This window comes from Anaerococcus nagyae, assembly GCF_040364225.1.
Taxonomy (GTDB): domain Bacteria; phylum Bacillota; class Clostridia; order Tissierellales; family Peptoniphilaceae; genus Anaerococcus; species Anaerococcus nagyae.
On record NZ_AP031484.1, the window covers coordinates 649928 to 664806 of the forward strand.

The 14879-nt window shown below is 29.4% G+C and carries 15 protein-coding genes and 1 pseudogene; 15 read left to right on the forward strand and 1 reads right to left on the reverse strand.

Annotated elements, in window-relative coordinates:
- The first annotated feature begins 63 nt into the window (after positions 1-63).
- From ABXG81_RS02990 to recA, 3 genes are all read left to right on the forward strand, one after another.
- The gene (locus ABXG81_RS02990) at positions 64-2094 is read left to right on the forward strand and encodes a hypothetical protein (RefSeq protein ID WP_353529085.1); all 2031 of its coding nucleotides are present in this window, start codon (positions 64-66) and stop codon (positions 2092-2094) included.
- 1 nt (position 2095) lies between these two features.
- Complete coding sequence (locus tag ABXG81_RS02995; RefSeq protein WP_353529086.1) at positions 2096-2725, forward strand: putative bacteriocin export ABC transporter; 630 nt, start codon at positions 2096-2098, stop codon at positions 2723-2725.
- A gap of 332 nt (positions 2726-3057) precedes the next feature.
- On the forward strand, positions 3058-4101 hold the full coding sequence (gene recA, locus ABXG81_RS03000) for a recombinase RecA (RefSeq protein ID WP_316112127.1): 1044 nt from the start codon (positions 3058-3060) through the stop codon (positions 4099-4101).
- Positions 4102-4272: 171 nt separating this feature from the next.
- Here recA and ABXG81_RS03005 read toward each other — a convergent pair whose 3' ends face one another.
- Positions 4273-5310: a DNA polymerase IV gene (locus ABXG81_RS03005; RefSeq protein ID WP_209814606.1), complete on the reverse strand. Its 1038-nt coding sequence runs from the start codon at positions 5308-5310 to the stop codon at positions 4273-4275.
- A gap of 73 nt (positions 5311-5383) precedes the next feature.
- On the opposite strand from ABXG81_RS03005, the gene ABXG81_RS03010 reads away from it, so the two are divergent.
- From ABXG81_RS03010 to ABXG81_RS03065, 12 genes and pseudogenes are all read left to right on the forward strand, one after another.
- Positions 5384-5611: a DUF2382 domain-containing protein gene (locus tag ABXG81_RS03010; RefSeq protein ID WP_353529087.1), complete on the forward strand. Its 228-nt coding sequence runs from the start codon at positions 5384-5386 to the stop codon at positions 5609-5611.
- A 123-nt stretch (positions 5612-5734) separates the two neighbouring features.
- Entirely contained in the window at positions 5735-6547 is an 813-nt protein-coding gene (locus ABXG81_RS03015; RefSeq protein WP_117520709.1) for a YsnF/AvaK domain-containing protein, read from the forward strand.
- 90 nt (positions 6548-6637) lie between these two features.
- Positions 6638-6883, forward strand: a complete 246-nt coding sequence (locus ABXG81_RS03020; protein ID WP_117520711.1) for an RNA-binding S4 domain-containing protein — start codon at positions 6638-6640, stop codon at positions 6881-6883.
- Positions 6876-7253, forward strand: coding sequence for a septum formation initiator family protein (locus ABXG81_RS03025; RefSeq protein WP_117520713.1), 378 nt, complete (start codon positions 6876-6878; stop codon positions 7251-7253). The genes ABXG81_RS03020 and ABXG81_RS03025 overlap by 8 nt, the downstream gene beginning before the upstream one ends.
- The gene (gene tilS, locus ABXG81_RS03030; RefSeq protein WP_353529088.1) at positions 7246-8604 is read left to right on the forward strand and encodes a tRNA lysidine(34) synthetase TilS; all 1359 of its coding nucleotides are present in this window, start codon (positions 7246-7248) and stop codon (positions 8602-8604) included. The genes ABXG81_RS03025 and tilS overlap by 8 nt, the downstream gene beginning before the upstream one ends.
- The gene (gene hpt / locus ABXG81_RS03035; protein ID WP_209814602.1) at positions 8594-9154 is read left to right on the forward strand and encodes a hypoxanthine phosphoribosyltransferase; all 561 of its coding nucleotides are present in this window, start codon (positions 8594-8596) and stop codon (positions 9152-9154) included. Before tilS ends, hpt begins: the two co-directional genes overlap by 11 nt.
- A 37-nt stretch (positions 9155-9191) precedes the next feature.
- A complete protein-coding gene (locus ABXG81_RS03040; protein ID WP_288223081.1) occupies positions 9192-9686 on the forward strand; it encodes a DUF986 family protein in 495 nt (164 codons plus the stop codon).
- A gap of 73 nt (positions 9687-9759) precedes the next feature.
- A complete protein-coding gene (locus ABXG81_RS03045; protein ID WP_117520721.1) occupies positions 9760-10545 on the forward strand; it encodes a type III pantothenate kinase in 786 nt (261 codons plus the stop codon).
- The gene (dusB, locus tag ABXG81_RS03050; protein ID WP_316122325.1) at positions 10526-11488 is read left to right on the forward strand and encodes a tRNA dihydrouridine synthase DusB; all 963 of its coding nucleotides are present in this window, start codon (positions 10526-10528) and stop codon (positions 11486-11488) included. Before ABXG81_RS03045 ends, dusB begins: the two co-directional genes overlap by 20 nt.
- Position 11489: 1 nt before the next feature.
- Entirely contained in the window at positions 11490-11963 is a 474-nt protein-coding gene (gene greA / locus ABXG81_RS03055) for a transcription elongation factor GreA (RefSeq protein ID WP_117520725.1), read from the forward strand.
- Between the two features lie 9 nt (positions 11964-11972).
- Positions 11973-13880 (forward strand): lysine--tRNA ligase, encoded by a 1908-nt coding sequence (gene lysS, locus ABXG81_RS03060; protein WP_353529089.1) that lies wholly within the window; start codon positions 11973-11975, stop codon positions 13878-13880.
- Between the two features lie 175 nt (positions 13881-14055).
- Positions 14056-14397, forward strand: a pseudogene (locus tag ABXG81_RS03065) (transposase).
- Positions 14398-14879 lie beyond the last annotated feature (482 nt).

The following is a 14879-nucleotide window of genomic DNA, read 5'->3' on the forward strand; positions in this document are numbered from 1 at the left end:
TGATTGATTTAAGTATATTAGGGTTCTGTGATCGCAGAATCCTAATATTTTTAGGTGGTAAGTATGAAAAAGATTAATAAGTTAATTGTATTTTTAATAATAGTATGCATGAGTATATTATGTATAAATATATACATAGTAAATGAATACCAAAGGTTAAGACATTTAGAAAAAGAAATAAGTCAGGATTGTATATATTTAAAAGAAGAGACATTAGAAACTGATAAATTATTAAATGAATTGAGTGAATTGTCGGATAAGTATAAGGTTTCTTTTGTAAAAACCGCAAGTAATAATAATGACTATTATAAATTATTAATGATAAATGAAGAGACTTTTCCATATGAGAGCTTTGGAGGTGACTTTAATAAAGGTGATCTTCCCCAAAATCTCCCTGTATTTATGAATATAGGCTCTCTTATTATAACGGATATGAATAACTACTATAGGGAAACAGGAGATTCTATAAATGGAGAATATACTATTATATCAAATGAGCCTTATGATAGAGGTTCATTAGTTAAAGAATTATCAGATTTTCTATCAACAAGTCCAGAAGAATTGACCAAAAAAAGTCAGGGAAGTAGCTATTCTTATATAAATAATACATCTATATTTTCGATTGTTGCAATTTTAGTATTTTTATTAGCTTTGTTATTGGTGTCGGTATATTCTCCGCTAGTAAATATGGATAAAATTGGAATTCAAAAATTATTAGGAACAAAAGAAATAGATATTCTAAAATCTTATATGTTAGGGAGTATTCTCACTATTGTTATAACAAGTATTATAATAGATATTGGAATATACATTATAAATTCCTATATACCAGATAATTTTTACACAAGCCTTATTATTATGCAGCTATCTATACTTTTAGTATATATGATAATAGGACTTTTATTAAATAAAGTAATTAATCATATTACAATAAGTAATATGATCAAGGGTTTCGTATCTATGAAGTGGGTACATTTTATAAATTTTGCTCTTAAAATAATAGTATCAATTTTTGTTGTGGGATCATTATATATGCTATCAATGAGTTTTGATTTTACTTTCGATAGTTTAAAAAAAGCGGATTTTTATACTAGGAAAAGTCCTAACTACTTAACAGGAGAATACATAAACGAATCAAACGAACGATTGTTTATGAAAAGTAAAGAATATTCCAAAATACCATATGATGCCTATAAAAATATGGTAAAAAATATTGATGATGTATGTTATATTGATTATCGAAAATTCGAACCTTATTGGAGTAATAATAGTTATGAAAAAGGCAAAAGCTTTGATGTTTTAAATGTAAATGATAATTATATTAAAAAACTTGGTTTTAATCCTAACATTGGTGAAAATGTACTATATGTTCCATCAACCATGAAAGATGTCAACATAGAGGAAATGTTTGCTTATTACTTTTATCAAACTAATAATATTAAAGAAATAGAAGAAGATAAATTAAAAGATATTGATATTGATATATATTATTATGATAAAGATATTGAAGCTATCACATATGACGAGGATAAGCCTTTGGTTAAAAATCCTATTATAAGCCTCGTAGATGATATGAATATGAATTTAGGTGAGATGCAAGCATTATCTAATACGGGCATTAACAATCCTATAAAGATAGAAAATACTAAGAAAAATAGAGAAATAATTGATAAGATTTATAAAAAATATAATGGAGAATATTATATGAAGTTTTCTCCTATATCATCTATTTTTAAAGATAGGTTAGATGAATATAAATCTCTTATAATTAAAGTATCCATTGCGCTGATAAGTCTGATAATCCTATCCATATTTGTATCTTTCTTTATCATACAAGGATATTTCCTAACAGAGAATAGATATCTTAATGTGACTAAAATTTTAGGTCATAGGTTAATAGATAGGTTTAGGATTCTTTTTATATTGATAGGTATATTAGATCTTGCCGCTCTTATAGTATTAAGTATTTTAACTAAAAATCGACTTATCTTAGCTATTTTCTCTATTTTTATCCTTATAGATATTCTTCTAATTATAACTTTTATAAAGGTTAAGGATAACAAAAATCTTGTGGCTAAGCTTAAAGGAGTATAAAATGATAAAAATAAAAAATTTATCCAAATCATTTGATGATCATATGATCTTAGATAATATAAATTTAGACATCAAAGAAGGCGAGATGGTAGCTATACTTGGTAAATCAGGTTCTGGAAAATCTACTCTTCTTAATATAATTGGCCTTATAGAAGGTGATTATGACGGAGATTATTATTTTAAAGATAATAAAAATGTAAGAGTAAATAGTTCGAAGAGCTCAAAACTAATCAGAGAAGAAATCTCATACATATTTCAGTCATTTGCTCTTATAGAAGATGAGTCGGTGAGAGATAACTTAAAGCTTGCTCTTAAATATGTCAACAAATCAAAAGATGAAGAGGAAAATATGATTCTTGAAGCACTTGAAAAAGTAAATATGAAGGATCATATAGATAAAATAGTAGCAAGTTTGTCTGGAGGAGAGCAGCAAAGAGTTGCTTTAGCTAGAGCGATCTTAAAACCATCTAGCTTGATACTAGCAGATGAACCAACGGGTTCCTTGGATGAAAAAAATAAGGAATATGTAATGGATGTCTTAAAAGACTTAAATAAATCTGGAAAAACTGTATTAGTTGTAACTCATGATAAGTATACAGCAAGTGTGTGTCAAAGAAAGATAAATCTCTAAGCAAAAATCTTAGTGTAACTAATAAATAATCGCCTTATCATTGGAGATAAGTATACAAGCTCCAACGATTTAGGGCGATTTATTTTATGAAATATCTTATACTAATAGCTAACTAAATAAAACAATAATTATGAATGGCTAAGGAGTCATTTATAAGAAAAATCAAAGCCATTTGTTCGAGAAGTTAATAACTACTAGTTAAAAAAATTACAAGCAAAATTAAAAGTTTTGCCTTATATCAGACTTATATCTTACTTTAATAAAAGTAGAGAAATGATATAATAAAACTAATAAGGGACTATAGTTTATATAAAATATATAGGAGAAAATAAATGGATAATAATAAACAAAAGGCTTTAGACCAAGCCTTTAAGAATATTGAAAAAAAATACGGCAAAGGCTCTATAATGAAAATGGGTGAAGCTCCAAGAGTATCAGTTTCTGCTATACCAACAGGTGCTATAAATTTAGATATAGCTCTTGGAATCGGCGGCATTCCTAGAGGTAGGGTTATAGAAGTATTTGGCCCAGAATCTTCTGGTAAAACAACCCTTGCTCTTCACATGATCGCAGAAGATCAAAAAGAAGGCAATATGTGCGCATTTATAGATGCAGAGCATGCCATGGATGCAGAGTATGCTAGAAATTTGGGAGTAGATATAGATAATCTAATTTTATCTCAACCAGATACAGGAGAACAAGGACTAGATATAGCGGAATCTCTAGTTAGATCTGGAGCAGTAGACTTAATTATTATAGATTCAGTAGCAGCTCTTGTACCTCGTGCTGAGATTGAAGGAGAAATGGGGGATAGTCATGTTGGTCTTCAGGCTAGACTTATGAGTCAAGCACTAAGAAGACTTACAGGCGTTATTTCAAAATCAAACACTACAGTAGTATTTATTAACCAATTAAGAGAAAAGGTTGGCGTAATGTTTGGGTCACCAGAAACCACAACAGGTGGACGTGCTCTTAAGTTTTATTCATCAGTTAGACTTGATATAAGAAGAATAAAAACAATAACTGAAGGAGACAATTCTATAGGCTCTCGCACTAGGGTCAAGATTGTTAAAAACAAAGTGGCTCCACCATTTAAGGTAGTAGAGTTTGATATAATGTATGGAACAGGAATTTCAAAATCTGGTGTCATACTAGATACAGCTGTAGATATGGATATTGTAGAAAAAGCAGGATCATGGTTTTCATATAATGGAGATAAACTTGGTCAAGGACGCGAAAATGTAAAAACGTATCTAGAAGAAAATAAAGATATTATGAATGAAATTGAAGGGAAGATTAGATCAACTTTAACAGAAGAAAATTCTGATCCAGTTGAAGACGGCAAAGATACCCAAGAAAGTCTTGATATAGAATAAATACAATGCGCTGTTGCAAAACTATGAATAATTATCGTCCCATAATTAGAAGGGTTTCTTAAGAAATTTTTACATAGCCTACGGATTGTGTAGGCAAAATTTTTGCATAGGTTCTTCTAATGATTTTGGGACGATTTATTCATTCTGCAATAGTTCCTTTTTGTTATAAAGTCATAAAAATGTAAGTTGGTTACTATTTCTGGAGGATAATTTAGATAAAAAAATACCTATTAGCCTAATATATTCTCCTTTTTTGTATACATCTTTAAGTAAGTCTTTGGAAATTTCATAGATATCTTCTTTTTTGTAAATAGGTTCTTGTAAAGTTACTGCGCGAGTTATAGTTTTAAAGTTAGAATTTTTAAGTTTGATATTGACAGTTTTCCCCTGTAAATCTTTCTTAGCCAAATCATTCTCTATTTTTTCTGATATTTCCTTTAAATACTGATTTAATATATTAATGTTATTAGTATTTTCTTTAAAAGTCCTTTCACGGCCAAGCGATTTTCTTTCTCTAGTAGGATTTACTTCTCTATTATCCACGCCTCGTATTACATTGTAAATGTATGAACCGTGCTTTCCAAAAAGATCTATTAAGAATTCTTCATTTAATTTCATAAGATCATCGATGGTATAAATACCTATATTATGAAGCTTATCTACACCATGAGAGCCTAGACCATGAACTTTTGATATTTTTAAATCTAATAAGATTTCTGGAATATCCTTTCTACTGATTTCCTTAATACCATGAGGTTTATTCCAGTCACTTGCAAGTTTTGCTAAAAACTTATTATAAGAAATTCCAATTGAAACGTTAATTTTAGTTTTTAGTAATACTTCTTTTTGTATTTCTATGGCCAAATCTTTGGGATCGGGAGAATCTATCAAAAGATAAGCCTCATCAATAGATACTTGCTCAAAATCTTTAGCATATTTTTTTATTATATCAAAAACTTCCATGGATTTCTCTCTATAATAGGGATGATCTACAGCTATTAGAATTAAATTAGGACATAATTCTTTTGCCATAAAGACAGGCATAGCGGAATGTAAGCCAAATTCACGAGCTTTATAGTTAGCCGTTGTAATGATTGATTTATTACTTAATCCACCTACTGCTACTGGAAATGATTTTAATTTAGGGTTTCTAATCTCCTCACAAGACGCATAAAACGCATCACAATCTATATGTAAAATATTATTCATATTATCACCATTATTACTATACTTTTTAAAACTTGGGTATAAATAAATAAAAGTTGGAAAGGATATAGCTTATATGGATGATATTAAAAAAGAATATTTAGATAAATTATCAAAAGGTGAAACAGTAGTTATTCCTCTTCACGAAGAACGTATTAAAGTAAGAAAAGAAAGAAGAGTAGTAGAAGAAATTATTATACGTCGTGAAAAGTATATTGAGATGGAAAAAATTAGAATTCCAGTTAAAAAGGAAATCGTAACAGTGGATGATTCTAAGATCAGCTACGATGATATTGATAAATAAATTTAAAATGTTAAAAGCTGATAAAAAAAATTGGAGATTTATGTTTAATAAAAAAATTTAGGGGGTATATACCTACTAGAACATGTTAGACATGAGTCTAGAAAAATAAAGGAGATATATATAATGGCAAATTTTGAAACATTTAGAACAGAAGATGAATTACTAGCAAGAATTGATCAATTAAGAGCACAAGGTTTTTCTGATGACGAATTAGAAGTGATTTCCGCTAAAGAGTTTAAGAATGATAATCTTAGATATTATGGAATTTCTGATAGAGCAAACAGAGAAACATTAGATCCAGAATACAATGGTATCTATGCATACTACACAGGTGAAGATTTAGATCCAGCATACTTTGGAGATTTTGGTTTTGATAGATCAGTATCTGATGAAGCTCTTGGTGCTGTTGAAAATGGTAACTATGTATTAGCTATCGAAAGAGATAACTATCTAGAAGATCCAGAATATGTAGATAATGCTTATGAACAAAGAAAAGACTATATTGATAAAGATATACTTGATAGAGATGACCTTTCTAAACAAGATAAAATTAGACTTCATGAAGAAAGACTAAGAGTTAATAAAGAAAGAGTACAATCTGGTGAAATTGGACTTAAAAAACACGTTGTAACTGAAACTCAAGAAGTTGAAGTTCCTGTTGAAAAAGAAAGAGTAACAATCGAAAGACACGCTGTAGACGGTGATGCCGCTGAAGATGGATATAAATTTAATGAGTCAGATCAAGAAATAAAAATTCCAATTCACGAAGAAAGAGTTACAGTTGATAAAGATGCTGTAGTTACAGAGGAAGTTGAAATCAATAAAGAAAATGTAACAGAAAATCAAAAAGTTTCTGATGAAGTTAGAAAAGAAAAACTTGATGTTGTTGAAGAAGGCGACGTTAAAGAAGTTGATGACGACGAAAAACTTATCTAATTAAATTCAAAATTACAAAAGTCTAGGTTTTAACCTAGGCTTTTTTTATTTTAGCTAGCTAAAATGAGCCATTAACAGTAAAGTCATCCTATGAGAATAGATAAATTTTTAAAAAATTCAAGAATAATTAAAAGAAGACAAGTGGCAAAAGAAGCTTGTGAAAATGGAAGAGTTACTTTAAATGGAACAATTGCAAAGGCAGGTAGTATTGTAAAAGAGGGTGATATAATTGAAATTGCCTTTGGGAAAAGTAACTTAAAGGTTAAAGTAACTAATTTGATTGAAGGAGCAAAAAAATCTTCCGCAACAGAAATGTATGAGGTTGTAGATGAATAAAGCAAATTCTTATAGTAAAAGACGTAAAAAGAAAAATATAAGCTTTTTATTTACTCTAATAGCATTACTAATCATTAGCTCGATAGCTTATTATGTATCTAATGCTGCGATGAATAATGAAATAAATAGCATAAATAAAGAAATAGTATCTACTCAAAAAAAGTTAGATGCTACTAATGCAGAAATTAATAGCCTTAAAAAAGATTATGATATAAGAAATACTGATAAATTTAAAGAAAAAATAGCTAAGGAAAGGCTTGGAATGGTTAAGGGTTCAAAGCAAGCTACTGACAAAAAAGATGATGAAGAAAAAGATAATATAGAAAAAATAAAAGCTAACAACAAAGAAAAAATAAATACAAATGATTAAAAAATTTAAAGAAATCATTGAAAATTATAATTTAATAGAAAAGAATGATACAATAATAATTGGCTCAAGTGGAGGACCAGATAGTCAGTTTTTAACTTATATGTTAAATGAAATAAAAGCTGAGTATAATCTTAACTTGATATTAGCACATCTTAATCATTTGCATAGAAAAGAAGCTAGTAAAGATGAAAATTTGGTAAAAGCAACTGCTAAAGAACTTGATATAGAATTTCAAGTAAAAATAGCTAGCATGGATGAATATGCAAGAAAAAATAAAATTTCAGCAGAAGATGCAGGTAGAAGGCTTAGATATGCTTTTTTTAATGAAATAGCTAGAAAATATCCTGGAGCTAAAATTGCCATAGCTCATAATAAAAATGATCAAGCAGAAACTATGATTATGAGGATGATTAGAGGCACAGGTATAGATGGCCTTTGTGCCATGAATTACAAATCTTCTAACATTATAAGACCTATTTTATTTATGGAAAAAAGAGATATTATAAATTATCTTGATCGAAATAATATAAGTTATGCTTATGATAAGACCAATGGGGAAAATGATTATACAAGAAATTATATAAGGAATGAAATAATTCCTAAAATGGAAAATATTAATCCTCAAGTTGTGGATAATTTATATAATTTATCTGAGCTTTTGAAAAAAGATTTGGATATCATTGAATCTAGAGTTGATAATGCCTGTGATAATGTTATAAAAAGTGTAGGAAAATACAATATCAGTTTTGACAAAAATGGCTTTGAAGCTCTAGAAGATTCTCTAAAGTCTAGAGTTTTGAGGAGAGCTATTCTTAAACTTAAAGGTGACTTAAAAGATATTTCTAAAGAAAATATTGAGCAATTTATAAGCATAACTAGTCTGGGCAATGGCAAGAAAAGTGTAAAAGATAGCTTGATTTTTATCAAAAATTATAAAACTTATGATCTATATATAGATCAAAGTAATAATTTAAATAAAACTATAGAGTTATTAAGTCCTGATAAAAAAACATATTTTAATGGACTTATATTTAATGTTACTTTGGTTGATAAGGTCACAAAAACGGATAAATATACGGCTTATTTTGATTATGACAAAGTTGATTTTCCACTTACAATAAGATATAGAAAAAATGGAGATAAATTTAAACCCTATGGTATGAATAATAATAAAAAGTTAAAGGACTTTTTCATTGATGAAAAAGTAGATAGAAATTTACGTGATAAGATTCCATTAATTATATCTAATGATGAAATCATATGGATAGTAGGTCATAGGGTATCCAATGATTTTAAACTAGATAAAACGACAAATAATATTTTAAAAATTGAGGTAGAAAATGATAAGTGATATTAACCAACTAATTGAAAAAGTTTTAATAGATGAAGATACTCTTAATCTTAGAATAAGAAAACTGGCATCATATATTAATGACTACTATAAAGATGAAGATACACTTATAATGGTGGGTATTTTAAAAGGATCTGTAATTTTTATGTCAGAGCTTGCTAAGCATGTAAAAATTGATTGTAATCTTGAATTCATGGCTGTTTCTTCTTATGATGGTACTGAGTCGACTGGAAATGTAAAAATTCTAAAGGATTTAGACGTTGATATTAAAGATAAAAATGTATTATTAGTAGAGGATATAATTGATACAGGTTACACACTAAATAAACTTAAATCAAATTTAGAAAAAAGAGATCCTAAAGAAGTTAGAATAATAACATTGCTAGACAAGCCTGAAAGAAGAGTGACTGAAATTAAGCCAGACTGGTATGGATTTAAGATACCTAATGAATTTGTTGTAGGTTTTGGTCTAGACTATAGTCAGAAGTATAGAAACTTACCATTTATAGGAGTTTTGAAAAGTTCAGTTTATGAAAGTGATAATAAGTAGGTCAATAAAGGCCTATTTTATTTTTTAAGGAGGAAATATGGGAAATAATATGAACAGCTTTATTTTGATTTTATATGCAGCTATTATAATATTTTTTATATATAGATTGTATAAATCATTTAGAAATAAAAAGAAGCTGACAGGAGAAATCGCGGGATTTAGCAAGAAATCAAGTCCTTTAGAGTGGTTATTAATGGGCATACTTCTCGCTACAGGAATTGTAAATTTTGTGGCAGGATATAAACAAAATAACCAAGATTCTATAATAATGGCTATTATAATGGTAGTACTTGCAATTGTATTTGGGCTTGCTCAAAGAAGCAAACTGTATATAGCTGAAAATGGAATTTTAATTAATTCAAATTTTTATAATTATAAAGAGCTTAAAAAATGGGGATTCGATAAAGAAGGTAATGATCTTGTCTTACAAGTTAAAAAAGATAGACAAACTTCAAATGAAATGACAAAAGTAAAAGCTGAAGACACAGAAGAAATCAATACTCTAATAAGAAGGTATAAGCTAAATAAATAGCTTGAATTCGATAGAATTTATCGTATTATATAAGAGTTAAATTTATTTAGTTACTTAGCCAAAAGGAGAGATGATGCTACTAGTTGTAGATATTGGAAATACCAACACTGTTTTAGGTGTTTTCAATGATAAAAAATTAGAGTTCCGTTATAGAGTGGCTACAAATTTAAAGCGTACTAGCGATGAATTGGTAGCTACCCTTTTTAATATGTTTACTATACATAATGTTGATACTGATGAAATTGATGATACTATAATCTCGTCAGTTGTACCAGATATAATGTATTCATGGCAATCATGCAACAGAAAGTTATTTGGTAAAGAGCCCATAATTATTGACTATAAGACAGATACAGGTATTACTATAGATTATGGGACTCCAAGCCAAGTTGGTGCTGATAGAATTGTAGATGCTGTTGCTGTATATAATAAATATGGTGGTCCTGCCATAATTGTTGATATGGGTACGGCTATCACTTTTGATGTAATAACATCAGATGGTAGGTATTTAGGAGGATCAATAGCTCCAGGTATCAAAATCGGACAAGAAGGTCTTTTTGGAATGACAGCTCAGCTTCCCAAAATTGAGCTAAGAGTACCAGATACGGCAATAGCAAAAACCACACCAGAAAGTATTAATGCTGGTATAGTATATGGCTATATAGGACTGATAGATGGTCTTATTAGTCAGATTGAAAAGGAACTTCATGAAAAACATGGAGTTGTGGAAGAAATAAATGTAATCGCAACTGGTGGATTTTCAGAGCTTATTTCTAACGAATCAAAATATATTGATATCATTGAACCAGATCTGATGTTAGATGGACTTAGAATAATCTATGACAGAATTAAAGAATAAAGAACTTATGCTAGCACCTCTTGCGGGTGTTACAGATGTTGCTTTTAGAATTATCTGCGAGAAATATGGAGCAGATAAGACTTTTACCGAAATGGTAAGTGTAAATGCACTCGCATTTGATAATGAGCAAACAGAAGAGATAATGTATATTTCTGATTTAGAAAAGAAAGCAAATATACAAATTTTTGGTCGCGACTTAGAAAAAATTGAGAAAGCTATAAAGGAAAAAATAAATCCTATTGATTCTGTTAGTGAGATTAGCTTTAATATGGGTTGTCCAGCTCCAAAAATTTTTAAAAACGGAGAAGGATCGGCCTTGATGAAAGAACCTGATCTTGTAAACAAAATTACAAAACTTTTAGTTAAATCCACTAATAAAAAAGTTAATGTAAAATTTAGAACAGGTGTTGATGATTCAAATAAAAATTATATTGAGATTGGGAAAATTTGTCAGGATAATGGTATAGATTATGTAATCCTCCATGGTAGAACTCGTGATCAACATTATCAAGGTAAAGCTAATTGGGATGATATAAGAAAGCTAAAAGAAGCTTTATCAATTCCTGTTATAGCTAATGGGGATGTTTTTACAGTTGAAGATTTTATAAATATAATAAAAGTAACAAATGCTGATGGAGTCATGCTTGCTAGGGGTGCTATGGGTAATCCATTTTTATTTAAATACATTAAAGATTACTTAGAAAAAGGATCTTACACCAAAGTTACATCGGATCAAATTATAGATCAGATAAGAGAGCAATATGATTTATCACTTAAATATAAGAATGAAAAACTAGTAGTTAATCAGATGAGAAAACACGTTGGTTGGTATATAAAAGGTCTTCCTGGTGCAAGTAATATAAGAGAGAAAGTAAATAAATTAAAAAGTAAAGAAGAGATTTTTTCTCTACTTGAAGAATATAAAAATGATTTAGAGGGATAAAATGGCAGAAAGTAAAGAAGTAATATTATCAAAAGAGTATTTAGAAAAATTAGAAGATGAATTAGAATATTTAAAAACTAAAAGAAGACCAGAAATAGCAGAAAAAATCAAAATTGCTAGAAGTTTTGGTGATCTTTCAGAAAATGCTGATTATGATGAAGCAAAAAATGAGCAAGGCGAAATTGAAAGCCGTATAGCAAAAGTTGAAGATATGATTAGAAATGCTAAGACTATCGAAGTTGATGTAAATTCTGATGAAGTTGGGGTTGGCAATACAGTAACAGTGTATGATGAAGAATTTGATGAAACATTGGACTATAAAATCGTAGGTACTGCTGAAAGTGACCCAGTAAAAGGCTTTATATCTAATGAATCACCAGTAGGAGCTGCTCTTTTAGGTAAGAAGAAAGATGATAGAGTAGAAGTAAATACACCTAATGGAAAAATGTATTTCACTATTAAGAACATCAAATAAGGAGAGAAAATGACTGATAACAATAAAGATTTAAATGAAATGCTTAAGATTAAAAGAGATAAACTAGAAGAACTTAAGCAAGAAGGTAAAGATCCACATGAAATAGTAAACTTTAAAGATCGTACACCTGCGGCAACTATTAAGGATAAATATGATAATTATGAAGGTAAATCTATAAGAATAGCAGGACGTATAATAGCAAAACGCGGCCATGGTAACATGAGCTTTATGGATATTCAAGATGAGTCAGGAACTATTCAAATAGTAAATCGAAAAAATGTTATCGGTGATGAGTTTAAACAAGTAAAAAAATATGATATTGGTGATATAGTTGGTATTGAAGGAGAAGTATTTAAAACTAAACAAGGTGAGATATCAATCGAAACAAAAATACCACAACTTCTTACTAAATCTTTACAAATGCTACCAGAAAAATGGCATGGCCTAAAGGATCCAGATTTAAGATATAGACAAAGGTACCTAGATCTTATAGTGAACCCAGAAGTAAAAGAAGTCTTTGTTTTAAGAAGTAGAATCATTTCTGAAATTAGAAAATTTTTAGATAGTAGAGGATTCTTAGAAGTAGAAACACCAATTCTTAATACTATTGCTGGTGGAGCAACAGCCCGTCCATTTATAACTCACCACAATACTCTAGATATAGATATGTATCTTAGAATCGCTAATGAATTATATCTAAAAAGATTAATTGTAGGTGGTTTTGATAGAGTTTATGAAATGGGTAGAATGTTCAGAAATGAAGGAATGGATGCAACTCATAACCCAGAATACACTGCAATGGAATTATACCAAGCCTATGCTGACTATGAAGATATGATGGAAATTGTGGAATCCATGATAGAAACAGTTGCAACTAATGTTTTAGGTAACACTGTAATAGAATATGATGGAAATGAAATAGAACTAAAAGCTCCTTGGAAAAGAGTCACGATGATTGATTCTATTAAAAACGAAACAGGAGTTGATTTTAACAAAATCACTACTTATGAAGATGCTGTAGCTATTGCTAAGGAAAAAGGTGTAGAAGTTAAGGAAACAAGAGGAGAAATCATCAATGAATTCTTTGAAGAATTTGTAGAAGATACCCTAATCCAACCAACATTTATCTATGACTATCCAGTAGAGATCTCTCCACTTGCAAAAAGAAAGAAAGATGATAAGTCTTTAACATATAGATTTGAAGCTTTTATCAACGGATCAGAGGTTGGAAATGCTTTCTCAGAGCTAAATGATGCAGCAGATCAAAGAGAAAGATTTGAAGCTCAAGTAGCAAAACGTGAAAATGGTGATGACGAAGCTCAAATGATGGACTATGATTTTGTAAATGCCTTAGAAGTAGGACTTCCACCAACAGGCGGTCTTGGAATTGGTATTGATAGAGTGATTATGCTTCTAACAGGTCAACATTCTATCCGTGATGTGCTATTATTCCCAACAATGAAGCCAATAGGCTTAGAAGCTTCAGGATCAAATGAGGCTAAAGCATCTACTAACAAACATATAGAAAAAAGTGATGAAATTATTGACTTTACAGGTGTTGAAGTTGAAAATTTCTATGAAGATGTGGACTTTGATACTTTTAGTAAATCTGATTTTAGAGTTGTAAAAGTGAAAAATTGTGAAGAAGTTCTAAAGTCTAAGAAATTACTTAAATTTACCTTAGATGATGGAAGTGATAGTCCAAGAACTATTCTTTCAGGAATCAAAAAATACTACACTCCAGAAGAGCTTATAGGCAAAAACTTGGTAGCGATAGTAAATCTACCACCAAGAGCAATGATGGGAGAAGAATCTCAAGGTATGCTTCTATCAGCAGTTCACAATCAAAATGGCGAAGAAGTACTAAATGTAGTAGAAGTATCAAATAGAATACCAGCTGGTGCTAAACTATATTAGTAAATACAAACCTTAAGGCTTTATGGCTTTAAGGTTTTTCTCTGCCCATTTAAGTGATTTGAACGAATGAATGTGAGCGAAATAATAAACCATATGCTATGCAGGTGGAAAAAATTAGCTTCAGCTTCAAGCCAAAATTCTTATTTAATATATAATTGTGATAACCATATGCACAATTAAAAAGGAGAATTTAAAGAACAAGAATAGTTTATTACACACAAAATGGCACTGTAATTATCATGTAGTATTTGCACCCAAATACACATATCAGAAATAATAGGATAATTAAAAGAGAAAATCTCATTAATAATACTTAATCGACATGATAATTTAAAATATAAATACGGAAAAAGACACTTTTGCTGTAGATGATATTATGAAGATACCGTAAGCCACAATGAAAAATAATAAAAGAATATATAAAATCCAATTAAAAGAAGATTACCATGGGGATCAAATTAGCTTGAAAGAATACTATGACCTGTTTATGGGTGAGTCAGCACCAAAGAGCAAATAAATAACTGCTTAAGAAGTAGCTAGTATAGTGCTGCATATGGAGAATACTCGGAGCCCAATAGGGGCGTGACGGTTTTTACCCTAATAGTCTCTGTGTATACAATTAGATTACGGTAGTTTTGAATGAAAGTGATATTTTATTTACAAATGAATAATAAACTGAAAAAGTAAATTATTTTTCTTAGGAAATAAAATCTCTTGGCAACTTATAAAATATACTGAAATAAAAAAGGCTATTGGCAATACTGCACAATGTACTAATTGAAGATATGATTCAACGATAGTCTGAATGGTTTTTTCTCTAGATTGTGCTAAAGAATACCTAGCTCAGGCAAATCCATGAAAGTAGATTAGGAAGTTGGAATAATTTTTAAGTGATTATCTTAGGAAAAATACTGGAAGAATATAGTGCAAAAAACTCCAAGTAATTTGTAGCTTAAATGAAAATCTATATTGTGCAAAATGAATTTAAGTTTAACTTGT